20 protein-coding genes are annotated in these 23,501 nt (G+C 55.6%); 1 reads left to right on the top strand and 19 read right to left on the bottom strand.

Annotation, left to right across the window (positions count from 1 at the left end; translation table 11 throughout):
- Positions 1-57: 57 nt before the first annotated feature.
- The 10 genes from recD to GCD22_RS16585 form a co-directional block, all read right to left on the bottom strand.
- Positions 58-2,022: an exodeoxyribonuclease V subunit alpha gene (gene recD / locus GCD22_RS16630; RefSeq protein ID WP_031571568.1), complete on the bottom strand. Its 1,965-nt coding sequence runs from the start codon at positions 2,020-2,022 to the stop codon at positions 58-60.
- Entirely contained in the window at positions 2,019-5,612 is a 3,594-nt protein-coding gene (gene recB / locus GCD22_RS16625; RefSeq protein ID WP_031571570.1) for an exodeoxyribonuclease V subunit beta, read from the bottom strand. The genes recD and recB overlap by 4 nt, the downstream gene beginning before the upstream one ends.
- Positions 5,609-9,046: an exodeoxyribonuclease V subunit gamma gene (gene recC, locus GCD22_RS16620; RefSeq protein WP_031571572.1), complete on the bottom strand. Its 3,438-nt coding sequence runs from the start codon at positions 9,044-9,046 to the stop codon at positions 5,609-5,611. Before recC ends, recB begins: the two co-directional genes overlap by 4 nt.
- Positions 9,039-9,845 carry an HvfC family RiPP maturation protein gene (locus GCD22_RS16615; RefSeq protein ID WP_031571574.1) on the bottom strand — a complete coding sequence of 269 codons (807 nt, stop codon included), beginning with the start codon at positions 9,843-9,845 and terminating at the stop codon, positions 9,039-9,041. The genes recC and GCD22_RS16615 overlap by 8 nt, the downstream gene beginning before the upstream one ends.
- Positions 9,832-10,680: an MbnB/TglH/ChrH family RiPP precursor modification enzyme gene (locus GCD22_RS16610; RefSeq protein ID WP_035210262.1), complete on the bottom strand. Its 849-nt coding sequence runs from the start codon at positions 10,678-10,680 to the stop codon at positions 9,832-9,834. The genes GCD22_RS16615 and GCD22_RS16610 overlap by 14 nt, the downstream gene beginning before the upstream one ends.
- Positions 10,681-10,745: 65 nt before the next feature.
- On the bottom strand, positions 10,746-11,090 hold the full coding sequence (locus GCD22_RS16605) for a hypothetical protein (protein WP_024893067.1): 345 nt from the start codon (positions 11,088-11,090) through the stop codon (positions 10,746-10,748).
- A gap of 79 nt (positions 11,091-11,169) precedes the next feature.
- The gene (locus tag GCD22_RS16600) at positions 11,170-11,577 is read right to left on the bottom strand and encodes a hypothetical protein (RefSeq protein ID WP_031571578.1); all 408 of its coding nucleotides are present in this window, start codon (positions 11,575-11,577) and stop codon (positions 11,170-11,172) included.
- A 31-nt stretch (positions 11,578-11,608) separates the two neighbouring features.
- Positions 11,609-12,154, bottom strand: coding sequence for a Slp family lipoprotein (locus GCD22_RS16595; RefSeq protein WP_024893069.1), 546 nt, complete (start codon positions 12,152-12,154; stop codon positions 11,609-11,611).
- Between the two features lie 91 nt (positions 12,155-12,245).
- Positions 12,246-12,614 (bottom strand): hypothetical protein, encoded by a 369-nt coding sequence (locus tag GCD22_RS16590; protein ID WP_031571580.1) that lies wholly within the window; start codon positions 12,612-12,614, stop codon positions 12,246-12,248.
- Positions 12,615-12,705: 91 nt separating this feature from the next.
- On the bottom strand, positions 12,706-13,623 hold the full coding sequence (locus tag GCD22_RS16585; RefSeq protein WP_024893071.1) for a LysR family transcriptional regulator: 918 nt from the start codon (positions 13,621-13,623) through the stop codon (positions 12,706-12,708).
- Positions 13,624-13,739: 116 nt separating this feature from the next.
- Here GCD22_RS16585 and GCD22_RS16580 point away from each other — a divergent pair, with 116 nt between their 5' ends.
- On the top strand, positions 13,740-14,606 hold the full coding sequence (locus GCD22_RS16580; RefSeq protein WP_031571582.1) for a pirin family protein: 867 nt from the start codon (positions 13,740-13,742) through the stop codon (positions 14,604-14,606).
- Between the two features lie 3 nt (positions 14,607-14,609).
- Here GCD22_RS16580 and GCD22_RS16575 read toward each other — a convergent pair whose 3' ends face one another.
- The 9 genes from GCD22_RS16575 to GCD22_RS16535 form a co-directional block, all read right to left on the bottom strand.
- Positions 14,610-15,188: a TMEM175 family protein gene (locus GCD22_RS16575; protein WP_153940868.1), complete on the bottom strand. Its 579-nt coding sequence runs from the start codon at positions 15,186-15,188 to the stop codon at positions 14,610-14,612.
- A 73-nt stretch (positions 15,189-15,261) separates the two neighbouring features.
- A complete protein-coding gene (locus tag GCD22_RS16570; protein WP_031571585.1) occupies positions 15,262-16,515 on the bottom strand; it encodes a class I SAM-dependent methyltransferase in 1,254 nt (417 codons plus the stop codon).
- Between the two features lie 150 nt (positions 16,516-16,665).
- Positions 16,666-17,067, bottom strand: a complete 402-nt coding sequence (locus tag GCD22_RS16565; protein WP_035210265.1) for a HEAT repeat domain-containing protein — start codon at positions 17,065-17,067, stop codon at positions 16,666-16,668.
- Positions 17,064-17,381 (bottom strand): DUF190 domain-containing protein, encoded by a 318-nt coding sequence (locus GCD22_RS16560; RefSeq protein WP_031571589.1) that lies wholly within the window; start codon positions 17,379-17,381, stop codon positions 17,064-17,066. The genes GCD22_RS16565 and GCD22_RS16560 overlap by 4 nt, the downstream gene beginning before the upstream one ends.
- 14 nt (positions 17,382-17,395) lie before the next feature.
- A complete protein-coding gene (gene crcB / locus GCD22_RS16555) occupies positions 17,396-17,773 on the bottom strand; it encodes a fluoride efflux transporter CrcB (RefSeq protein WP_031571590.1) in 378 nt (125 codons plus the stop codon).
- Positions 17,774-17,791: 18 nt separating this feature from the next.
- Positions 17,792-19,756 (bottom strand): proton-conducting transporter transmembrane domain-containing protein, encoded by a 1,965-nt coding sequence (locus GCD22_RS16550; RefSeq protein WP_031571592.1) that lies wholly within the window; start codon positions 19,754-19,756, stop codon positions 17,792-17,794.
- Positions 19,746-20,537, bottom strand: a complete 792-nt coding sequence (locus tag GCD22_RS16545; protein WP_031571594.1) for an NADH-quinone oxidoreductase subunit B family protein — start codon at positions 20,535-20,537, stop codon at positions 19,746-19,748. The genes GCD22_RS16550 and GCD22_RS16545 overlap by 11 nt, the downstream gene beginning before the upstream one ends.
- A 9-nt stretch (positions 20,538-20,546) precedes the next feature.
- A complete protein-coding gene (locus GCD22_RS16540; protein WP_031571596.1) occupies positions 20,547-22,040 on the bottom strand; it encodes a hydrogenase large subunit in 1,494 nt (497 codons plus the stop codon).
- Positions 22,037-23,500, bottom strand: a complete 1,464-nt coding sequence (locus GCD22_RS16535) for a proton-conducting transporter transmembrane domain-containing protein (protein WP_010639333.1) — start codon at positions 23,498-23,500, stop codon at positions 22,037-22,039. The genes GCD22_RS16540 and GCD22_RS16535 overlap by 4 nt, the downstream gene beginning before the upstream one ends.
- Position 23,501: the final 1 nt, after the last annotated feature.

Raw genomic sequence — 23,501 nt, 5'->3', positions numbered from 1 at the left:
TTTTTCTAGAGTGGGTAGTGGGCCATGAGCAGTCTGTGCGTATTTTAATTTGTTGTGTTAATTAGCTGAATTTTGCAAAGCTGACAAGAGGCCGCTCATCCGCAGGGTTCTGCGGGTGATGGCTTGTTCCAGGCCAGCCTTCGGGGCAAACAAGCTGAATTTCTCGCGAGCCCGGGTAATGGCTGTATATAACAGTTCCCGGCGGATCACCGCGCTATCCTGCGGCGGCAGAATCAGCGCCGTGTGCTGGAACTCTGAACCTTGGGATTTGTGTACAGTCATGGCCCAGGCGCTTTCGCTGTATTTGAGGCGGCTTGGGAGAATGGCGCGAGGCAGTGGGTCGTTGCCGGGAAAGTAAACCCGTAACTTGCCTTGAGGATCGGGGAGAGCAATACCGATGTCACCGTTGCTCAGCCCTAGCTGAGGATCATTGCGGGTAATCAGGGCGGGGCGTCCGGCATACCAGAGCCCTTGGGTTTTGAGGAGGCCGGTTTCCTGGAGATGGTTTTCGATGGCCTGGTTGATTCCGGCAACGCCCCAGGGCCCCTGACGCAGGGCGCACAGCAGGCGGAACGCGCCATATTGTTCGAGAATCTGCTGTACCCAAAGGGCGTGTTCCTCAATATTTTTGCCGCTCCCCCGGCGGATATTTTCCCAGAGTGGCCGGTAGCATGAGTGGCTGTCCGCCAGTTGTAGGATCTGCGCAATTTCCGGAGCTTCATACCATTGGAGCACTGCTTCCTGGTGGAGTGTCTGGATAGCAAGAGACGTTTGTCCCTGTTGCACGGCGTCAGCGAGCGCGCCAATTCCGGCGTTAAAGCGATGACTGCGTTGCAGTCGCACCACTCCGCTGGCAAGTGGATTGGTAGAGCGGCGGTCTGCATCCAGCGTGCAGTTGCAAGTCTCTTCCAGCCAGGTGCAGGTTGCACTGTCGTAGGACCCAGTATGATTGCAAAGATCGGCAAGTACCGCGCCCGCCTCGACGGAAGCCAACTGATCCTGATCTCCCAGCAAAATCAGTTGGGCATGTTCGGGTAGTGCACGCAACAGAGCGGCCATCATTTCCTGATGAATCATGGAGGCTTCATCGACGATCAGCACATCCAGATCCAGGGGGTGCTGACGGTCATGGCGAAACCGTCGGGTTCCGGGACGTGCGCCGAGCAGGTTGTGCAGGGTGCGTGCCGGACCGATGCGCGCAAAGGCGGTCGCCAGATCCTGTTGACCCAGTGGCGGCAACTGGGCAATAGCGTTGTGCAGGGATTCATTAATGCGTACAGCGGCCTTACCGGTAGGTGCGGCGAGCACGATCCGCAATGAACTACTGTTGTGCTGCGCCATGAGCAGGGCCATCAGGCGCGCTGCTGTGTAGGTTTTGCCCGTACCCGGGCCACCCGTGATGATGGTGAAGCGGCCACGCATGGCCAGCGCACAGGCAATTTTCTGCCAGGGAAGATTTTCCGGCGAACCTGAAGTGTCTGCGGGGAAAAGCTGTGCCAGCAGCGGTTTGAGTGTGTCTGCCGGGACGGGATTGAGCGCCCTGCGACTGACCTGTTCTGTTAGTGTCCGGGCGATGCACTGGGCATCGCGCCAGTAGCGCCGCAAATACAGACAGCCCTGATCCAGCACCAGGGGCGTTTCGCTGTCGTCGTCCTGAGGTTTTGGTTGAGTGCGGTCGATCTGCTCCACCACCCGGCAAGTGCTGAGAATATCCATCCATTGTTGCGGCTGGGACCATGCGGCGAGGATATGGCGAATTTCCGTGATCAGTTCTGGTGCTCCGCTGAGAAAGCGATCGGGCTCATGCAGAAAAAGTTCGAGCTGCAAACAGGTATGTCCTTCGCCTTCCAGGCGGGCGAGCAGGGCTGCCGCCAGCGGCAAGAGGGCCGGTGCCTGGGGTTCCAGGCTGAGCAGAAACCGCGCAAAACTCAGATCGAGGGCTCTCAACCATTGCGCTTCCGTCCAGTCTTGCAAAAGCTGGAGAATGGCTTCGGGATTGGTATGACAAGTAGCCTGACTCATGATGCGCGTTCTCCAGACGCAAACAACTGGTCCATCTCTTCAATCAGTGCCAGATTGGCGGGCAGATGAAGGATTCCGCGTTGCGGTCCTTCCAGTCCGCGCAAATAGAACAGGAGGGTACCCCCCAAATGTGCTTGCGGATCATAATTCCGGCCCAGACGCTGCTGCAGCAAACGGTGCAGGGCCAGTTGATAGAGACTGGCCTGCAGTTCATAACGATGTTGCAGGGTCTGCTGCTGCATGGCCTGCTCATGATAATCCCGGTCCTCGCTGCCGAGGACATTGGATTTGTAATCCATGACAAAATATTGACCGGCATCAGCAAATACCAGATCCATGAAGCCGCGCATCATCCCGTGCAGAACGCGATCCGGCAGACGCGGCCGCTGCATTCCGGGAAGCATCTGGTCGGTGCAGAGTTGGTCCAGTTCCCGGCTGCGCAGGGCGGCGCTGGGAAACCAGAAAGCCATTTCACTCTGATAGTGCTGCAGGTTTTCCAGGCTCAGGCCGGATGCCATGAGGGGCGTCCGGACGATGGCTTGCAGCCATTCCAGGGTGCCTTCTGCCCAGCCGGACAGACCCGCCTGTTCACAGGCCCGGGTGATGCGTGCTGCGCTGCCCTTTTGCAAAACAGTGGCGAACCCTTGCCCCGCGAGCGCTTGCAGTTGGTCATGGAGGAAAGTCCCCGCACGCATTCCCTGTGGGTATTGGTGCCAGATGGCCCCTTGGCGGGCACGTCGCGCACTGAGCGGGGCAGATGGGGACAGATCACGCACCAGCAGGGAAAAACTGCCTATTCCCCAGGTTTTATCGAAGTGACCATGATAATCGGGAATCCGGCTTTGCGTGTTGCTGGTGCTGGCGACCAAGGGGGTAACTGGGGTTTCTGTAGGCAGGGGTTGGATCTGAAGGTTTTCCCTGAGTGCGGCATTTTGCTGGAGGCGCTTGAGCAGCTCGGGCAAGGCCATATTATGGTGCTGATACCCCAACAGATAGGCGATGGCACTGTGGTCAAAAATGGGCGATTTAGCCGAGCTGGGTGCTGCCAGTCCCAGGAAGAGGGCATATTCCGCACGGGTCAGCGCCACGTACAGCAGGCGTAAATCTTCCTGCAGGCGGGCGCGTTCCGTCGCTTTTGAGTCGCCCCGCTCCCAAATAATGCGCGCTGCACCATCCTCTTCGACCTGGACCTGATAATCCTCAGCCTTGTCTTTCCGGTAAGTGGCAATAAATGGCAGAAAAACCAGAGGGTATTGCAAGCCTTTGGCGGCGTGGATGGTGACGACCCGAATCAGCTCGGCATCACTTTCCAGGCGGAGAATGTGGGCATCACTCTGATCATGGCCAGCGGCGATGGCCTCGCGCAGAAAATGAATCAGTGCCTCAGGTCCCTCACGGGTGGCGCTGGCGCTTTGCAGGAGTTCGCCAAGCTGAAGGAGATTGGTCAGGCGCCGTTCTCCATCAGGGTGGCGCAACAGCTTACGGGCTATGGCAAAGTGGTGGATGCTGTGATGCAACATGGCCAAAACACCCTGACGCCGCCATCTGCGCGACAAGTCCTGAAAACTGCCCCGTTGTTCTTCCCAGGCATTTCCATCCCGATTAAAGGCGTCCAGATCCTGATGGGACAAGTCGAGCAGCGGCAGGGCCAGAGCGACGCGCAGGCGTAGGGTGTTTTCCGGATCGGCAACGGCTTCCAGCCAGAGCAGCAGTTGTTGTGCTTCGGGACTGTCATATACAGATTGTTTTTCCGCGAGGAAAACACTGCGTACGTGCCGCCGTTGCAAGGCTTCACGGATACAGGCAGCCTCATGACGGTCACGCACGAGAATGGCGATGTCTCTCCCGCTTACCCGGCGTATTTGCTCAGCGTTTTCCTGGCGAAAACCGGTTTCAGGATCAGTGAGTATCTGGACAATGCATTCTGCTGCCTGTTCGGCGGCATGGTACAAATAATCCGCTTTGTTGAGGGTTTCTGCAGCGGCCCAGATGGTCAGGGCGGGTCCGGGTTGTTTGCCGAGTTGCCAATCGGCGTTTTTGCCATTGGCCCGGACGGGCCAGTAGGGCAAGGGATTGTCCGTACCCGCTTTGGCATAGGCAAATGCGCCTTCGGATAGTTCTGCTTCGGCTTCGTCATAGAGCGCATTGAGCGCAGCTACCAGTGGCTTGCTGGAGCGGAAATTGGTGTCGAGCTGATAGTGCCGGCCTGCGGTCAGGCGTCGTGCCTGCAGATAACTCTGGATGTCGGCGCCGCGAAATCGATAAATGGACTGCTTGGGATCGCCAATGAGCAGCAGGAGGCGCTCGGGGGTGTTGCTTGCTGTGGCGTAAATGGCGTCGAAAATCCGGTATTGCAGGCTGGAGGTATCCTGAAATTCATCGACCATGGCCACCGGATACTGATTTTGCAGACGGCTTTTGAGTTGTTCGGCCCGGGCCGGATCACCCAGCGCGTCGGCGAGGCGACGTTGATAATCGTGAAAGCTGACCTGATGATGCATGGCTTTGAGGGTTTCCAGGCGTTGCTGAATCCAGGCGGCAGCATGGCTTTGAATATCATGATGAATTTTTTGGAATTGCGCTTTGGGGGTCTCCAGTTCGTCAAGAACGGCTTCCAGTATCCGGGCCGAAGACGGTACTTCGATAGTTCGACCTTTGTTGCAGTTTTTCTGGAGGCTGCTGGCGCGGAGTAACTGACATTTCTCCAGATTGGCGGGCAGGATTTGTTCGGGGCTATCCAGCCAGTCCTGCAAGGCTTCGAAAACCGCTTCCATGGCTTCGGGTTTGTATTTTCCGCCATTGAGCGGGTTGTCTGCCTTCGGACCATTCAGAATCTGGAGGATGTAGCTACGCAAGTCTGCCTGCTGATCAGACCAACGTTGTTTTAACATTTTAATCTGCTGTTGCAGCGCCTTTATGGATTGCGACAGCAGTGCCTGCAGAGGCCGGGAAGGCTGGCCAAAAGTCGCACCATTACCAAGCAACGGAACGATTTTACTCTGGACCTGATCGGGATCAGCAAACACCGCCAGCACCGGCTCCAGCAGGTGTTCCGGGAGTGGATATATTTCCTGCCGCCAGAAGTCGCGGATGGCATCGGCGCGGAGATCATTGTCGTCCTGCAGCAGGCTTTCGCGCAGATCACTGCCGGTCAGAAAGGCGTGTTCGCGCAGGCTGCGTTGGCACCAGGCATCAATGGTGAAAATGGCACTTTGGTCCATGGCATCGGCGGCCAGAGACAGTCGCCAGGCGGCATGCTGACGTGCGGCTGGTTCTGCATAGTCCTCCAGCAATTTCTGCAAAAATGCATCAGCTGGCTGCTGCTCCGGCTCACGAAAATACGCGGCCGCTTCCTGCAGACGCTGGCGGATCCGTTCCTTCAGTTCCTGGGTGGCGGCCCGGGTGAAGGTCATCACCAGTATGTTTTCGGGGAGTAGCGGCATCAGCACGGGCTGGCCAGCCTGCCCATGACCGAGAATCAGGCGCAGGTACAATGCCGCAATGGTCCAGGTTTTTCCGGTGCCGGCACTGGCTTCGATGAGACGACTGCCCCAGAGTGGCATCTCCAGGGGATTCAGCGCCGTACTCATGCGTGTGGCTCCACTTCCAGTTTTTCCAGCCAGTCGGCAAAGGGCCGGTACAGGGCTTCGGCATATTCCTGAAAGCCCCACTGGCGAGGCCCGCAGCGCTGGCTGCTCAGGCGGGCAAAATCCGGATAGTCCCGAGCCAGACCGGGATAACGCTGTACTTCTCCGTCGCTATGCTGATTCCCTTCATAAATGACAGCGGGGTTGGCGTTGTGTAACGCGGCCACTGCTGTTTTCAGGGTGACAGGCAGGGGCTGGAGGAGGCCTTCTCCCCAGAAATCCAGCAGATCATTAAGCGTGTCGGAAGCATTTTCACAGGGCTGGGTGCTGTGGATCACGGCATCCTTGCCCAGCACAATGGCGCGGCTGGCAATACCCAAATCTGCGGCCAATAATTGCTGTATCCAAATATCCGCCATTTTGTCAGCCTGAATCTGGTTTTTATCATGGAGCAGGCGACTGGCACGGCACTGCAGAAAAGCCCGATGCTGGTCGGCATCTAGATACAAAGGCGGCAGCCAGTCATCCAGCAACACATGCCCAGCTTCATGACAAAGCGCATGGCGTTGATGCTCGGGCTGCCAGCTTTGCATCAGGGTTTGCCAGACGCTGAGAATAGGCGCGGCGCTGCTACGCAAGGTTTCCGCCTGCCGCTGTCCCAGAATCCCGAAGGCATAATGACCGCTGCGCAATTGTGCGGCAATTTTTTGCGCAATAACATGCGGATGTTGGGTGTTTTCTGTTCCTGCCTCCAGGATGGCGTTGAGCAGGCCATATTGATCCAGACCATTCAGGACAAAAGTTTCATTATCTGTGCTGCCGGAGGGGTCATCCTGAAAAAATGTATCCAGACGTTGCCGATAAAACGCCCGTGAGGGACAGCGGAAAAACTCAATCAAATCTTTCAGCCTTCTGCTGACTGTTTCGGGAATCACCAGTGCCTGTTCGGGTGGGGGATTTTCTTCCGGATCAGGGAACCATTCGCGCGCCCAGGTATGGTGTTTTTGTGGATGCTCCAGATAACTGCTGCTGAACGCCTGCAGCGGGTGTTCTAGGGTGATGCGGCGGAGCAGTTGGTTTTTTTCGGGCGCGGGGTCGTCGATGGGATATTTATCCGGCCAGCCCCTGGCGATGGCATCGCGTAACTGGCTGATCATTAAGGCCGGTTGACGCGGCTGATTATTGCGCGGGTCCCGACCCGTCCAGCTGATATACAGGATTTGCCGTGCCGCCAGCAGGGCTTCCAGCATCAGGTAATGATCATCATCCCGGCGTGAGCGGTCACCCGGACGACTCATGCCCGCCAGGGCCATCAAATCATAATCCGGGCGCGGATTGCGACGCGGATAGTCTTCCTCGTTCATGCCCAACAGGCAGATCATGGCGTAGGGAACCGCCCGCATGGGTAGCAAGGTGCAGAAGGTGACTCCACCACCGAGAAAATGGCGATGTAATTCCGGCAGGTTGAGCATGTCCAGCCAGTTGGCGCGAAATACTGCCAGGGGCAGGTCTTCGGCAAAATCCGCCAGGGCACAATCTTCCAGCCACTGCTGCAGGGCGGCGTCCAGTTGTTGCATGATTTCAGTGTCATCTGCGTCTTCGGCACTGAAAAAATCGGCGAGCAACTGCCGGGCCGCTTCAGCCCAGGCCTGCGGACTCCGCGCCGTGCTCAGAGCGTGTTGCCAGTTTTCCAGACTTTCCAGCATCTGATTGAGAGGACCCAGCAGTGCTGCGTCGAGCCCCCCGGCCTCGCCGTAGGCCTCGATATGGGCGAAGTGACTGTCATGGCCATTGGCATAACCGAGATTCAGCCGCTGCAGGGCAAAAGCACCAGTATTTTGCGCGCCGCAGTAGGACATACCCAATGCGTGGCGATGTTCTGCCGATAAACCCCAGCGCCATCCCGATTCTTCCAGCCAGGATTCGAGCAGGGGCAGGTCCTCGGTTTCCATGCCGAAGCGTCGACGGAAGGCCGGGCAATGCAGCAGATCACGGATTTCACTTTGCTGACAGCGCTGTTCCGGTAATTGCAGCAACCAGTCCAGTGCCTGCAGCAGGGGAGATTCTTCGCGCGCCTGCAAATCCACAATATGGTAGGGAATATAGCGTGCATCTTCGCGGTCGTACTGATCAAAAGTGGCGCGAATCAGCGGCGCAAAGCGGCTGATTTCCGGGACCATCACAATGATATCCCGAGGCTGCATGGAACCGGTGGCGAGATGGTCCAGTAGCTGGTCATGGAGAACCTGCAACTCGCGCAGGGCGCTGTGGGCGACGTGAAAAACAATGGAACGGTCGGTTTCGCAGACTGGCTGACAGTGTTCCGGAGTAATGACTTCCTGCTCGCGGATCAGTACCTGCAGTTGTCTGAGCAGGGTCTCGCCCCAGTCTTCGCTAAACAGGTCAATACGCGGGATGGCCAGCGCGCTTTGTCTGGCCTGGGTATCATCCCATTGCTCCAGCATGTTCAGAAAATCCCGACCCTGGCGACCCCATTGGGCGAGTAACACATTACATTCACTATGCAGGTTTTCGGGAGCTATTTGGCTCAGGTCCCGATCCTGGCGCAGGGGCTGGCGACGGCGTTCGCGGCGGAGCAGTTCCCGCCCTAAAATGATGTCTCCCCAATAAAAACGGCAGGGATTGGGTACTGCGAGAATTACCTGCATGCTTTTCCCCAGTGCCGCCAGAGCGCTCAGGCTCTGTTCGGGCAGGGTGGCCGCCCCGAACAGGATGACCCGGCGGGGCAGGGCCGGACGCGGTGTTACTCCGTTTGTCATGACCTTTATGAAAGCCTGGTGCACTTCGGCCCGGCCCATGACGGCGCTTTGATTCTGTAGCAGCAGATCCTGCTGGACAGCCTGCCAGAGTCGAGACTGCCAACGCTGATCTGCCGGTATGCTGGCGGTTTGTCCCTGCGCGCTGCGCAACGTATCCCGGCCCTCCGCCCAGTCCTGCAGCCAGTCACTGCGATAAACCTGATATTGATCGAAAAGATCGGCAATTTGCGCGGCCATCTGCCAGCGGCGTTCCATGGCAGTGCTGCCGTTGCCGTTGAGATAATGCTGCAGGGGGGCAAAATCATGGGTGGATAGCAGCTGCGGAAGCAGCCGTATCAGTCGCCAGGTAAGTGCCTGCTTATCAAGAGGAGAACGACTGGCGACCTGCTCCCGGCCCAGTACCCTGGCGTAACTGTCCCAGAGAAAACGTCCCGGCAGCATGACCTTGACGGCTGCACAAATCCCTTCGTGCTCTGCCAGGGTCCACTGCAGCCATTCGGCAATGCCGTTACTCTGGACCAGAAAAATTTCTTCTTCGAGAGGCTGCAGCGGGTGATTGCGCAGCCATTCGAGGACGGCATCACGAAGCCATTCCAGGCGGTCGCCCTGGAGGACAATAAAACCGGGCTCCAGGGAGCCGGCCAATGTTTCAGTCATGTAAGGTCCGGCAGTCATTGCTGTTCACAAAGTCTATCATCTGCAGATCCAGCATCTGGCGCAGGAGCCCCTGCATTTGCTCGGCAACTGTTTGGGCATTCCCGTCAATCTTCCCGTGGTCTTGCCAATGCTGGAAGATGGCGCTTCCAGATTGCGGGTCTGCATCCAGACTGACCAGTATTTGCAGGCTCAAGGCATCAGGCTCAAGCATCTGGACAGCGTCGTCCCGATCCCGATAAAGGTACAGGGAAACCGGATTCGGGTCGAGAACGGGGGCTGCGGAGAATGTTGGCCGCAATATCAGTTGCTGTACAGGATAGGCATACTGAACCAGCGCATGAACCGCGTTCAGCCGTAGCGGGGTGGTCCAGGGATCCTGCGCTTCTGATCCGCTGTGCTCGGGGAGTGTGTCGGTCTGGGCAACACCCAGAGCCAGTTCCAGCCATTCCAGGTGCGCCAGTTCCAGAGCATAAGGCAGATCCTGCTGAAGACGTTGCGGATTTTGGCTCAGATAGGCCATAAACTCATCGGGAATCTGGCGAAAAAACGGACTGCGACAGGCATGTTCAGCAATGAACTCATCTCGCCAGAGCAGATATCGGGCTTCACCCAGGCAGCGAATCCACAGAGGAAAACAGGCACGCAGGGCGGCATCAAAATTACCCACCAGCAGTTCCCGGTAAAGATCTACCGCCTGGGCATCCATAAATCCTGGACAGGGTTGCTGGACCGGGTTGCGCAGATGGGCAGTCAGTATCCTGAGCCGGTCCTGTTCATTGGGCGTATCAGAAATCTGCATGAGCTGCTGTTTGCGGTGCAATTTTTCGGGCCTCGCGCAATAAATCCTCAAGGGGTGGGATTTGGTTATCCCATTCCAGCAGAGTGGGCTTGGGGCCAAATTGCTCCCGACTGTGTTGCAGCAGTTTCCATACGGCAGGGTCCACAGCAGCATCGTGGGTATCAATCAGCCAGCCGTTCACATGCTGCTGGTGTCCGGCGATGTGTTGATAAACGATGCGTTCTGCGGGCAAAAACTGCATAAATTCCAAAGCATCGTAGTGATGATTGCAACTGTTCACATACAGGTTGTTGAGGTCCAATAACAGCTTGCAGCCAGATTTTGCCAGCAGCCCCAAAAGAAAGTCCTGCTCGCTCATGGTGCTGTGTGCATAATCACCATAGTAGGCCGTGTTTTCGATAATCAAGGGCATTTTCAGGAAATCCTGGACCTGCATCACCCGCTGCGCGACATATTCCAGCATTTCTTCCGTCAGCGGCAGGGGCAATAAATCGTAAAGTTGACCCCGGTCGGAGCAAAAAGCCAGATGCTCGCTGTAGTGCTGAATGCCGTGCTCTTGCATGAAGTCGCCCACGGCTTCCAGGAGATTCATGTCAAGCGGTTCCGGCCCGCCGATGGATAGGGAAAGACCATGACAAATAAAAGGATAGATATCCGTCAACTGACGGAGCTGCTGTTCCGGGCGGCCACCAAAGCCAATCCAGTTTTCCGGAGCCAGTTCAAAAAAATGGATATCACTCTGGGTATGGGCCAGTAAGTCGTCCAGAAACTCCCTGCGCAGGCCAAGGCCAATGGCATTTTCAGGCAGGTTGGCGGCGGCATGTGCTCCCGTCATTTATGCGGCTTCAGGCAGCGCTGAGTGGGCTGACGTGGGCTTCATAAACGACGGAGGCACTACAATCAGGAATGCGTGATCGGCATGTGCATTTTTTCCATTGTTTTTTTGCCGCATTTTCCGTCATGGGCCTTGATAGCAGATTTGCTGACGCAATTTGCCTCCTTCGCCTTGGCGTTATTTGCAGTTTTGGGGGCCATCTTGTTCATATATTTTGAGCAATTGCCTTCCTGTTGACCCTTGCCCATCATCTGCGAGCAATTTCCTTCATTTTTGGCGCTACTGCCCATCATGGCAACTGGCTGCAGAGTTGCCGTGCCCGTGGTAGCGGCAATGGCGGTTGCCGGCAATGCCGCCATGGACAAAGCAAAAGCGGAACCGAGCGCAACAGAAACATAGGTTTTTTTCATGACAAATCCTCAGCAAAGTGGGTTTTCAGGGAGCAGGCCATGATGACGCCCGCCCCCCAGCTTGAATAAGAGCAATCTCTCACAGCACATGAAATCCTGCAACTTTATGGTGAATAAAGGTAATCTGAATCAGAACCTGCTGGCCGTTAGCCATGGTCAGGCGCCATATTCCGCTCCGGTATTTTTCTTCGTTCAGGGTGGTCACATAATTCGCCGTCCAGTGTTTTTGCAGGTCCAATTTTTCATCAAGCCGGGCCGCCATTTCCTTAAAGCTTTGTGCTGAGGCTGCTGTCGTGAACTGGGTATCTGCATTTTCTGTCCAAAGGTTGAAATCCTTGTGAACCAGGGCTGTCATCAGACGATCAAATTGTTTCTGGCTATGGTCCGGCGCTGAAATGCTGCAGTCGCCGGAGCTGGCCGCCCATGCACTTTGAAAGATAAACGGCGAGCTGCTGCACAACACTATCAGTAAAGCTCTTTTCAGCATCCTGTTTTCCTTTATGTTACAAAGAAGAGGCTTACCAGCGACCCCGAGGCCAATATCCCCAACCGGGTCCGTACCAACCAGGAAAGAAACCAAAGCCGGTGCCGACAAAAACCTGTTGCTCCACCTGTGCACGGGGCGGTTCTATAGGCCACAAATACACGGTATTCGCTGCCAGTTTGGGATAAGTATAACTGAACTGACCTACATCATGGTGCTCAGTGCCGGTAATCATTCCGATAAAAGTGACCTCACGGTCGGGACGATAAAGCATGGGATCATAAAAACCGGGTGCGCAGGCCACAAAGCGACCAATATGCGCCTCACCTTCTTCCGACCGGGGTCTGCCATCATTGCGCAGGGGTTCACCCAGTACGGTAAAGCAGGTTTGCTGCGTTTCGGGTCGGGTTTCAATGATTTTGCCACCCCAGCGAACTTGATGACCATTGAAATTGCCGCTTTGTGCGGCGACAGGGGTGATGTTTGGGAAAGTACCGCTGACCGGGGTGACCGTGGCGCAACCGGAAAGGCAGGCGGCACTGATCAGGGTGGTCCAGAAAGCCAGGCGTTGTTTCGTCATGATTTTGCTCCGCAAAAATGAGACTGACCCGCATATTGACCGAAATAAGCTCGGACTGGTTCCAAGCCTGCCCAAGCTCTTGAATTTTAGCTTAACGGGAAGTTCCCGGTCTACCGCCGGTGCTTTTGCTTCGACTCCCCCAGTAGCTCACAACAAACAGAATGACGGCCATGACCAGTTCCTGCGCAGCCGGGATCAGCCAACCTCTGGGCCAGGACTGAAACAAAACCATGGCAATGGTCAGCACACCGAGGAGAATCATGACTCCGGCAAGTCGTGACAACACCATAAACACATTTTTAGCGGTGAATACGCCGATGCCGCGATGAACGCCGATTCCGCGCAGAAAGCCGTCCAGTTTTTGCGGTGAAATCAGATAAACCAGTGCCAGGATCAGAAAGGCAAGGATGCCCAGTGCAATGATGACCCCAATGATACTCATGATATTGACCATGGGCATGACAACACCTCCATGTGGATTGTTCCTGAACAGTATAAACCATCTGACCATATCCCGAGCCAAAAGTTGGCTCCAATTGCAATGGCGTCGACTAAAAATGTGGACTGTCTTCCTGCAGTTCGGCAAAACGCGCTGCGAGAAAATCTATCAGGGCGCGTACGGCAGGGAGCAGCCCCCGTCGCGAAGGAAATACGGCGTGGATAAGCTCCGGATGTGGGGCCCACGCAGGCAATATGCGCATCAAAGTGCCTGTAGTCAAAGCTTCGCGCACCATCAGTAGCGGCAGCTGGACAACTCCCACCCCGGCTATGGCTGCATCCCGCAGGGCAATCATGTCTGTAGTGACGAAGCGGGGCTGATGCGTCCGGATGACGACGGCATTTTGCGGTCCGAACAACTCCCAATGATGATTTTGCTGGAGGCTTCCCAGACCCATGCTCGGTAATTTTACCAGATCGTCGGGTTGCTGGATGCGTCTTGCCTGAAGCCCCAGGGTGGGGCTGACCACCAGGCATTGACTGCGCTCGGCCAGAATACGTTGGATGAGTTCACTATCAGGCAATGGCGGTGGCCTGACCCGGATGGCGACATCCACACCTTCACCCAGTAAATCTACCCGCCGGTTGCTGGCTTCGAGCAGTAAGGTGACCCGAGGATACTGCGCCATGAAATCCGCGAGCATGGTGCTGACCTGCAAATGCAGCAGGGCTACCGGACAGGTGAGCCGCAATACGCCGGCGGGTTCCGCCTTGACGGAATCAATGGCCTCTTGAGCCCCTTCGGCTTCCACCAGCATGGCCTTACAGTGGGTATAGTAGATTTGCCCGATTTCCGTCACGGTGAAATGGCGCGTAGAGCGTTGGATCAGGCGCACACCCAGGCGCTCTTCCAGCCCGGCGACGCGACGGCTGAGTTTGGATTTCGGCAGGTTGATGGCACGTGCCGCCGGAGCGAAACCCCCATGCTCTACTGCCTGGACGTAATAATAGAGGTCGTTCAGGTCTTCCATGGATGCATTGTCCTATATATGAGACTCTGATAAGCGAATTTAGCCACTACTCATGTTTTGGGTCAATATCTATATTAATAGCGTAGCCAGTATGGACGCTTTTCGAGGAGATCAGCATGAAAAAAATATTGGGTATTTATGATGCACCGCCTTCCCATTGGGTCGGAGATGGCTTTCCGGTCAGTTCGCTGCTTTCTTATCATCAACACGGCAAAATGTTGAGTCCTTTTCTGCTGCTGGATCATGCCGGGCCTATGCATTTTACTCCCAGTAAACAGCCGCGTGGCGTAGGTACCCATCCCCATCGGGGTTTTGAGACGGTCACCATTGTGTATAAGGGCGAGGTCGCCCACAAGGATTCAACCGGTCGTGGTGGAATAATTGGCCCCGGCGATGTGCAATGGATGACTGCTGGCTCAGGAATTTTGCATGAGGAGTTCCATTCGCCAGCATTCACGGCAGCCGGGGGCGAACTGGAGATGGTGCAGCTCTGGGTGAATCTTCCGGCGCGAAACAAAATGACGACGCCTGCTTATCAGGCCATTATGGATGGAGATATTCCCCAAGTGCGTTTGCCGGAACAGGCTGGATCATTACGGGTGATTGCGGGTGAATATGCCGGAGAAAAAGGCCCGGCCCATACTTTTTCGCCGCTACAGGTCTGGGATATTCGTCTGCAGGCCGGGGGGCGCAGTCAATGGACGCTGCCCGAAGGATGGAATGTGGCGCTGGTGCTGTTGCAAGGAGAATTGACGGTGAACGGTGAAAATGTGCTACGGGCCGCGCAGATGCTGGTGCTGGATGCTGCGGCTCAGGATTTTTCCATCGAAGCCCACAGTGATGCGGTACTTTTACTGCTCAGTGGCGAACCGCTTGATGAGCCTATTGTCGGATATGGCCCGTTTGTCATGAACACGGAAGCGGAAATTCAACAGGCCATTGCAGATTTCAGAAGTGGCCGTTTCGGGCAGATGGAACAATGATGATCATTCTTTGCTATCGATAAGCAGGCTTTCGATGCGGCGATCTGGAATCAACCATAAAAAAGCGAGTCCCAGATAAATAAGTTTGGCGCCTGTGGGTGACCATTGAGCGGAAATAATGCCTATGAAATAGAAGATGGGCGAGACCTTTCCTTTCCAGTCCCGACCAATGGCACGCCGCAGGGTCGGTGCTCCGGGTGCGATAATGCGCTGCTGAAGGATGAAATAGGCAATGGCAGCCATGAAAAGGACCACGCCGTATAATTCTGTAGGTGCTGTGGCGAAATGGTTTTCACCCATCCAACTGGTGACGAAGGGAAAAAGTGATAACCAGAACAGCAGATGCAAATTGGCCCAGAGAATGCTGCCGGTGATTTTCCCACTGGCTTGCAGCATGTTGTGATGGTTGTTCCAGTAAATACCGACGTAAATAAAGCTCATTATGTAGCTGAGAAATACGGGCAGCACGGGTAACAGTGCTGCCATATTTTCCCCGTGAGGGACCTTCATTTCGATGACCATGATGGTGATGATGATGGCAATGACACCATCACTGAAGGCTTCCAAACGGTTTCTGCCCATGCTTCCTCCCTGACTGCCTGTAGTTAATCAGGGCATGTTAAGCATGATTATTCTGTCAGGGAATATTTCGGGCTTACAAATCCCCCCAATCCGGTTCAGCCAGACGGTATTGATCATTTTCATATTGATAGCGCCGTTCCCAGGGGCGCGGAGTGAGTTCCTCCCCGGTCTGCTTGATAGCCAGCACCTGATGCAATGCCGACCAGTTGCGCCAGAAGGCATAAGCGCAACCTGCCATATAAATGGCCCAGATCCGATAGCGCTTGTCTCCGACCATGTTCATAGCTTCGTCCTTATGGGCTTCCAGGCGGTCCACCCAATGAATCAAAGTCTGGGCATAGTGTGGACGCAGGTTTTCGACATCAATCACCTCAAGATTCTGTCCGGCCATATCCCGGACGACGCGCCAGAGGTGAGGAATTTCACCATCGGGAAACACGTATTTATCCATGAAATCGCTGCCGGAATGATGCCCCGCCTCATCGTCCTGCTGGCTGGCGGTAATGCCATGATTCATGACCCAACCGCCTTCCTTGAGTACCCGGTTGATGACCTCAAAATACTCGGGTAACTTGGCCCGACCCACGTGCTCGAACATGCCCACGGATGACACCTTGTCAAAATAATCGCGTTCGGGAATATCGCGGTAGTCCTGCAGGCGAATTTCTACCCGATCGGCGAGGCCTTCCCTTTCAATGCGCTCTTTGGCAAAGGCAAACTGTTCTTCACTGAGGGTAACGCCCACCCCCTGAATGCCATAGTGTTTGGCGGCCCAGGTCAGCAGGCCGCCCCAGCCACAGCCAATATCCAGGAGTTTTTCACCTGGCTGCAGATGGAGTTTGCGGCAGATGTGATCCAGTTTCTGCTCCTGGGCAACATCAATATCTTCTTTGCCGGTTTTGAAATAGCCACAGGAGTACACCATGTTGCGATCCAGCCAAAGCTTGTAGAAGTCGTTGGAAACATCGTAATGATAGTGAATGGCTTCCCTGTCCTTGGCTTTGCTGTGTAAGGCCTTGTGGAGAATGCCGGTTTTGGGTTTTTTGGCCGGAAATGCGTCGCTGAGACCTTCGGCAACAGCAAGAATGTCCTGGTAGCGTCCTTCAATGCCGATAGTGCCTTCCACATAGCCTTCGCCCAGTACATCCAGAGCGCTGCCGGTGAGGATCTGGGTAATGACGCTCGCTGATTTGAGCTGCATGGTGACCAGTGTGGGTTCATCGAAAGCATATTCGTGACCATCCCAAAAAATGACCCGTAAGGGCAGCGCCTTGCCATTGAGGCCTTTTTTGACATGGTCCAGAAAGTTACTTCGTAAGTCTTTCACGTGAATTTTCCTCCCGTATCTGGAGATGAATGATGACGATCAATGTGGCTGTATACACAACCCTCAACCATTTCTTGATTGTAGAACAAATTCCTCTGTTCTGATTTTGGAGATGAATCCAAACCCTTGGTGCTGACTGCTGTGTTATTGTTATGCAAGGCGCAATGATGTTGATGTATTCAACGCTTCTTCTGCGGCGACCCTGACGGCATGTGCTGCGTGATGGCTTAATCCCTGCAGCGCGGAAACTTTTTCCGGGCTATCCGGGACATTTTTTATGGCGCGGATGACGGCCAGCCCCTGGATAACATCTACGGGATAAGACATTGCGCATTCAGCAAGAGGGCCTGCCGCTTCCGCATGGTTCTGATTGGCGAGACTGAGTATGGCTCCCATTCTTACTTCCGAATGGGGATTTTTGAGTGCCCAGATCAAACGATCATAATAAGGGGTTTGCCGTTCCCAGGCCTCAATGTTGCGCCCACAAGCCGGACAATTCTCTACTCCGATCGGAATTTCAGCGAAGCAGAGCGGGCAGTAATGATGATTCATGCGCAGCCGCAGTCAGCTTCCCAGCGCAGAATATGATTGCCGGGTACCAGTTCGAGCAGGTGGGGCATGACCGCATCGACGGTCTCCGGTTCGTCGAAGAACTCCAGTACCAGGGGTAGATGCACGTTCAGGCGCAATACATCATCGGCGTGAACCACGCCCTTGCTGCCAAAGCCGGCAATACCCCGGAAGGCGGTGACCCCATGCACTTTGTACTGATCGTGGAGCATACGAAATATCTCCTCCATCAAATTGTGGCCATCGTGTTTATCGCCTTCTTTGATGTAAATACGGACTACGGAAACGCTGGTCATGATTTTCACCTCTCTTAAATACTGCGGGATACCCAGGCACCGGCAAATGCCGCTGCCACACACAGGAACAGTGAAGAAAACATATAGAGCAAACCTTTCAGTGCTTCGCCGTTTTCAAAAAGAACGAGAGTCTCCAGGGAGAAGGTCGAGAAGGTGGTGTAAGCGCCAAGGCCCCCGGTAAGCATGCCTGTACGTAATTCCGGACTGAGAGAAATACGTTCGAGAGTTTCAAAAAAAAGAAAACCCATGATGAAACAGCCCATGACGTTGATACTCAGGGTTGCCCAGGGAAAACCCCGCCCGAATACCGTTTGGACCAGCAGACTCTGTCCGTATCGTGCCCAGGCACCCAAAACGGCAAATATGGCGATGAAGCCGAAAGTGGCAAACATTTTTACTCCTTGACTGAATTAAATATAAAAAACACTCGCAAAAATAATGATGAGCAGTACTCCGATATAGGCCAGATAGGCATTCAGCGAACCATTTTGCAAGGCTAGTCCTAGGCGATCACTCATGATTTGCACAAAGCGCACTACAGGACGGAATAACCAGGGACCGAATACCGGGGCCTGACTGTAATCAAAATGCAGTTCACGAACGAAATAACTTCTTTCACTGTGGCTTTTCCGGGTATTGGTGCTGGGGCGGTAGACAAAGCTATAGAATTCACGCAAAGCATTGGAAAAAGCCAAAGCCGTGACCGCATTATTGGCCGGTATCTGGCGTAATCCGTGACCCCAGACCGGCACCCGTTTGCGCCCCTGACGAAGATGACTCCAGCCCAGCATGGCTAATGGAATCAGGGATAGTAGCAGTCCCATCAGCAGCAGCAGCGGAGGTGAAATAAACGCAAAATGAAAACGCAGAGGGATCAGGATTGGTCCTTTCACCATGCTGGCCAGGGCGGCGGGAACAGCGGGCCAGTTATCGTCGGCGAGAAAGCCGAGGGTCCAGGGCAGTGCTGCAGCATACCCCAGAACCAGCAGGCCTAAAGCGAGAATGGGCCAGCGTCCGGTAATGCTGTGTTGATTTTCCTCGCGACCCAGTAAACCCAGACCGAAGACCTTGATCATGGTGGCCAGGGCGATGGCGGCGGTCAGTGCCAATCCCGCTCCACCCAAAGCCAGGGTGACTCTGGCGGCAGAGCTGGTCAGATGAAAATCCTGAAAGACCGTCTGAAATAAATACCATTCGCCCGCAAACCCGGCAGTAGGCGGCATCGCAGCCAGACTCATTGCGCCCAGCAGTGCGCCGATGCCAAGGGTCCAGGGCGCGAGTGCCAGCACCCGGCTCTGGGCTATGTTGTAATCGCCGCGCACACTGGCGACCCGGTCGGCACTCAGCATCATGCTGCCTTTGGCCAGGCTGTGACCGCCCAGATGAATGAGACCTACGGTCCAGGCCAGGGTACTGAGCATATTCAGACCGTCAGCCCGGAACAGGGAGGCGGCACCCAGCGCGACGACCGCTAATCCGGCGTTTTCAGCCGTGGAAAAAGCCAGCAGACGGCGCCAGTCTTCCTGCTGAAAGGCATATAAAATGGCCAGAATAGCGGTGATGGTGCCCAATGCAACCAGTAAAATACCGGTGCCGGTAGCGCTACTCCGGGGTAACCAGTCAAGCATGGCCCGGCCCAGGGCAAAATAGGCCACATTGAGGATGATGCCGGATAATAATGCCCCCGATGCGCCACTGCCACTACTGTAGGCACCGGGATACCACTCGTAAAAGGGCAAAATACCCAGCTTGGCACCGAAGCCAATGATGAACAGAATGGCAATGCCAAAGGCCGCTGATCCATAAGTTGCCCAGGACCCCGCCCAGGCAGTAAATTCAGTATTCTCGGCTCCCAGTAAGAGCAGGCACAGCAACAAAGCGACGGCGCCAATCTCGAGCAGAGCCAGCATATACAAATTGGATTGACCGCTTTTTTCACGATTCTGCAGCCCATCGGCAAGCAGCATGACGGCACCGCCAAAACTCAAAAATTCCCAGGCAATCAGAAAGGCGATCCCTTCCTGTAAACCGGCAACGCCGAGACTTCCCAGTAAAGCCAGCCCTGCCCCGGACATCCAGATGCCGGGATTTTTGGCGCGGCTGGGGGAAAGGAAGGCGGCCAACGCGGCGAGCCCGCCCCAGAAGACCAGCCAGGCGGCAGCCGCCTGCAGGTGCCAGGTCACGGGAATGCTGCCCAGGGACCAAAGCTGTCCAGTGTCAGGGCCAGATCCTGCTAGCAGACTGAGGACGCTGCCCACCAGTATCGCCACGGTGCCGAAAATGAGGGCAATCCGTGCGCCGGAACTCAGACGCAGCAGACCGAGAATAATGGCGAGAACAAAAAGCAGTGCGCCCAGCAGGAAACTATTGAGCATATTGGCCTCCTGTTACTTTTTGCGGCATGCGTTCTACCAGAAGCAGCAGGGCATGAATGAGTGCTGCCGGATTGGGTGGACAGCCCGGCAGCCAGATGTCCACCGGGAGAATGCCTTCCAGTCCGGATCCACCGGCATAACCCTCATCCATGGGCGCGCCTGAGACGGCACAGGTGCCGGTAGCCATGACACTACGTGGTTCGGGCATGGCTTCCCAGGTGGCCAGCAGTACGTCGTGCATGGGTGCGGTTACGGGTCCCGTGACCATCAGCAGGTCGGCAAAACGCGGTGAGGGCGTAAAGAAAATGCCCAGTCGGTGCAAATTATAAAAGGGATTGTCCAGCGCACTGATTTCGGACTCGCAGGCATTACAGGAACCGGCGTCCACATGGCGAATGTGCAGACTGCGGCGCTGGCTGGCCGCAATGCGTTTGCGAAGGTCTGCGGCCTCAGCACTTTCCAGTGCCGCTGACCAGATGAGATCACTGCGCTGACGCACGCCAAAAGCCCAGTCGTAGGAACTTTGCATGGCCCCCTCCGGGCATTTCTCCACGCAACGCTGGCAGACAATACAACGCCCGTAATCGATCACCGGTTCGCCATCCACCTGATGAATAGCCTGAGTGGGGCAGCTCTCCACACAAAGATCACAACCGCTGCGGCAGGCCGCGATATCCAGGCGCGGCATTCCCAATACCCCTTCCTGACCATCGGGTCCACTTTGGGGCCAGCGGGTAGCGGCTTTACCGGCTTTAAGTCCTGTCCAGGTCCATAATGGCATAATTTTCTCCTAGCGGTCGCAACCGGCAATGGTGAGGCCGAAGCTCGCTTCGTTAATGGCGTAATCCATCATGTTGGTACCGTGTACCGTCAGTGGAAACACCCGCCAGTTGGAAAACGAGGGTGATTTGATCTTGACTCGTTGCAGGCGTCCATCCTCAATGCTGACGGCGTAAATCAGCGTGCCTCGCGGGGTTTCGGCCCAGCCCAGGCCCTGCTGTGCTCCGCCTGGCACGTCGAATTCCGCATGCACAGGACCGGCTTTGAGACGACCCGAAGCCTGTACCAGCAGGGCAATGGCTTCCCGCAGAGCTTCCCCACGAACATCACTGCGGGCCATGGCATCACCTTTCTGGCGCACTGGTACGTTGAAACGTAATTTGTGGTAAGCCGCATAAGGATGGTCCCGGCGCAAATCACGATCGAGCCCGGAAGCGCGGGCGACGGGACCGGTAGCCCCCTGATCAAAAGCGGCACTTTGCGAAAGTACGCCGGTGCCCATCAGACGATCCAGGTGGGTCGCCGTTTGCTGCAACCGATTCAGATAAGCCTCGCCTTCATCAATGATGGGCTCCAGAGCATGGGCCAAATGCTCGGCCTGCAAGTCCCGGCGGAGCCCACCTACCCGCAGCAGGCTACGTAAATAGCGGGAACCCGTTAATTCTCCGGCCAGTTGTTTGACTTTTTCTTCCATCAGGAAGCCGGTGGCGGCGCCGACTTTGAGGGTCGTGGTTTTGGAAAGCTGGCCAAAATAGTGGAAATGGTTATAGAGACGCTCCAGTTCCACGATTATCACCCGCAGCAGTTGCGCCCGGGGCGGGACTTCAATGCCCCAGGCATTTTCTACGGCCTGACAATAGGCAAGAGCATGGCAGGCACTGCCCACTCCGGAAACCCGCTCGGCCAGGTAAACACTGCGCTGCGCGTCCTGGCCGGCAAAACGGGCTTCCATGCCCCGGTGCTTGAAAAACAAGCGCGGATGGTAGTGAAGAATGGCCTCACCAATATAGGAATAGTGAAATTCAGCGGTTTCCACCACATCAGCACGCACCGGCCCCCAGTACAAATCCTGCACCTGATCCCCCTGCACTTCGGGCATGGTGGGGGGCTGGTAAAGGCCGCTCAGGTGACCTGAACGGCCGTTTATGCCGAGTGGCGGCTGGGAGATGCTGAAACCTTCGTGAATAATCAGGGGGAAGGGTTCGGGGTGCCCGGTAAAATGCAGACCGCCCAGGTCCTGCATTTCCCGCTCATACCAGCCCAGGAGCGGAACAAGCGCCGCGAGCGAAGGAATGGTATCCGTGCCGCGTAATTCCAGCAGGACAAATTCGGGATTGTCCTTCTGGCTCAACAAATAACGCACGACGCATTGCTGCCCTTCCCAGTCATGCCAGGCCATGAGGAAACGCATCTGCTGATCCAGGCATTCCTGAGCTACTGCTGCAAGCTGCCCCGCAGTGACAGAGCGAATGCTGCAATTATTCATGGGACTTTGCATATTCATGGCTGCACCATAAAGGCCTGTTGGAAAAATCCCCACAAGCCACTGGGCCACCAAAGTCCCAGTACCAGCACAGGAATCAGGGCCAGCCACATGGGTAGGCTATTCCACAGGGATAACTTGAGCGTGGGCACTTCATCGGGTTCCGGTTCCGGGCCCCAGATCATGCGCCGAAAATGATTCATGAAGGCAATAAATATGAGAATGAGCAGAATGGCCATCACCCAGACTGCCCAAGGGTTGGGGCTGAGAATGCCACCCCGCAAAATGGTCAGCTCCGATAAAAACAAGCCGAAGGGCGGGGCTCCGGTAATAGCCACAGCACCCAGTAACCAGAGGGCGCCCGTCACCGGATAGTAGCGCAGTACCTGACGCATTTTACTCATGGACTTGGTGCCGTAAGCACGCATCATGTTGCCCGCCCCGAAAAACATCAGGGATTTATTCATGGAGTGGTTGATCATGTGATACATGGCCCCGGCAAAGGCAATGGGGCCACCAAAGCCGAAACCAATGGCCAGTACCCCCATATGTTCCAGGGAGGAATAGGCCAGCATGCGCTTGGCGCCATCCTGACGAACGATAAACAGGCCTGCCACAAAAAGGGATATTACGCCCAGTACCAGTAGTGCAGTGTGCCCCATGAGGCTGTAACCGCCACTGTCGACAATGGATAAAAACCGATAAATCCCCAGCAGGGCAATGTTGAGCAAAGCACCGGAAAGCATGGCGGACACCGGGGCCGGGCCTTCGCTATGGGCATCAGGTAGCCAGGTATGCATGGGGGCGAGACCCACCTTGGTGCCAAAACCCACTAGAGTCAGGAGAAAAGCCAAAAACAAAAGGGTTTCGGGAACCTTGGGGGCGACTTCACGGAGATTGGCCCAGGTCAGCGCATAAGTCGGGCCAAGCACGAAGGTGCCACCCCAGTAAAAAAGGATAATACCCAACAGGGCCAGGGCCAGCCCCGCAGAAACGACGATCAGATACTTCCAGGCCGCTTCGATGCATTCGGCTTCTTTCTCGAAACCCACCAGAAAAGCGCTGACAATGGTCGTGAAATCAATGGCAATCCAGAAAATGCCGGGATTGTTCATCAACGGCGCAATGAGCATGGTCAAGGCAAAACCCGCCTGCAGGGCATAGTATTTGTGCAGTCGGGGTTTTTCTTCGGGCAGCAGGCGCATGTAGCCAATGGCGTAAATGGACGCCAGCAGATAAACCAGGCCCACGCAAAACAGCACCCAGGCCCCCAGAGGGGTCAATAAAATGTATTGCTCTCCGGTGACCAGAGCCTTATCGGGAACGGCCACGAGAATTGCTAGAGTCAGGCCGAAAACTGCTATGGAAGTCAGCAGGTTGAGATATTCGGCCAGATGCGGCCGACGCAGGGCGAGCATCAGAATGATGGCGACGGCGGGGATGATCCAGAGTGCGGCAATCAGTGCATCAAAATTCACCATG

It is taken from the genome of Acidithiobacillus thiooxidans ATCC 19377, from assembly GCF_009662475.1.
Lineage (GTDB): Bacteria > Pseudomonadota > Gammaproteobacteria > Acidithiobacillales > Acidithiobacillaceae > Acidithiobacillus > Acidithiobacillus thiooxidans.
The sequence above is the reverse complement of the archived record's forward strand: the minus strand, read 5'-3'. Positions and strand labels throughout refer to the sequence as shown.

What these genes read in the sequence shown, in the direction of transcription:
- recD (WP_031571568.1), bottom strand. Translation starts at nt 2,022, where the DNA reads ATGAGTCAGGCTACTTGTCATACCAATCCCGAAGCCATTCTCCAGCTT.
- recB (WP_031571570.1), bottom strand. Translation starts at nt 5,612, where the DNA reads ATGAGTACGGCGCTGAATCCCCTGGAGATGCCACTCTGGGGCAGTCGT.
- recC (WP_031571572.1), bottom strand. Translation starts at nt 9,046, where the DNA reads ATGACTGAAACATTGGCCGGCTCCCTGGAGCCCGGTTTTATTGTCCTC.
- GCD22_RS16615 (WP_031571574.1), bottom strand. Translation starts at nt 9,845, where the DNA reads ATGCAGATTTCTGATACGCCCAATGAACAGGACCGGCTCAGGATACTG.
- GCD22_RS16610 (WP_035210262.1), bottom strand. Translation starts at nt 10,680, where the DNA reads ATGACGGGAGCACATGCCGCCGCCAACCTGCCTGAAAATGCCATTGGC.
- GCD22_RS16605 (WP_024893067.1), bottom strand. Translation starts at nt 11,090, where the DNA reads ATGAAAAAAACCTATGTTTCTGTTGCGCTCGGTTCCGCTTTTGCTTTG.
- GCD22_RS16600 (WP_031571578.1), bottom strand. Translation starts at nt 11,577, where the DNA reads ATGCTGAAAAGAGCTTTACTGATAGTGTTGTGCAGCAGCTCGCCGTTT.
- GCD22_RS16595 (WP_024893069.1), bottom strand. Translation starts at nt 12,154, where the DNA reads ATGACGAAACAACGCCTGGCTTTCTGGACCACCCTGATCAGTGCCGCC.
- GCD22_RS16590 (WP_031571580.1), bottom strand. Translation starts at nt 12,614, where the DNA reads ATGCCCATGGTCAATATCATGAGTATCATTGGGGTCATCATTGCACTG.
- GCD22_RS16585 (WP_024893071.1), bottom strand. Translation starts at nt 13,623, where the DNA reads ATGGAAGACCTGAACGACCTCTATTATTACGTCCAGGCAGTAGAGCAT.
- GCD22_RS16580 (WP_031571582.1), top strand. Translation starts at nt 13,740, where the DNA reads ATGAAAAAAATATTGGGTATTTATGATGCACCGCCTTCCCATTGGGTC.
- GCD22_RS16575 (WP_153940868.1), bottom strand. Translation starts at nt 15,188, where the DNA reads ATGGGCAGAAACCGTTTGGAAGCCTTCAGTGATGGTGTCATTGCCATC.
- GCD22_RS16565 (WP_035210265.1), bottom strand. Translation starts at nt 17,067, where the DNA reads ATGAATCATCATTACTGCCCGCTCTGCTTCGCTGAAATTCCGATCGGA.
- GCD22_RS16560 (WP_031571589.1), bottom strand. Translation starts at nt 17,381, where the DNA reads ATGACCAGCGTTTCCGTAGTCCGTATTTACATCAAAGAAGGCGATAAA.
- crcB (WP_031571590.1), bottom strand. Translation starts at nt 17,773, where the DNA reads ATGTTTGCCACTTTCGGCTTCATCGCCATATTTGCCGTTTTGGGTGCC.
- GCD22_RS16550 (WP_031571592.1), bottom strand. Translation starts at nt 19,756, where the DNA reads ATGCTCAATAGTTTCCTGCTGGGCGCACTGCTTTTTGTTCTCGCCATT.
- GCD22_RS16545 (WP_031571594.1), bottom strand. Translation starts at nt 20,537, where the DNA reads ATGCCATTATGGACCTGGACAGGACTTAAAGCCGGTAAAGCCGCTACC.
- GCD22_RS16540 (WP_031571596.1), bottom strand. Translation starts at nt 22,040, where the DNA reads ATGAATATGCAAAGTCCCATGAATAATTGCAGCATTCGCTCTGTCACT.
- GCD22_RS16535 (WP_010639333.1), bottom strand. Translation starts at nt 23,500, where the DNA reads ATGGTGAATTTTGATGCACTGATTGCCGCACTCTGGATCATCCCCGCC.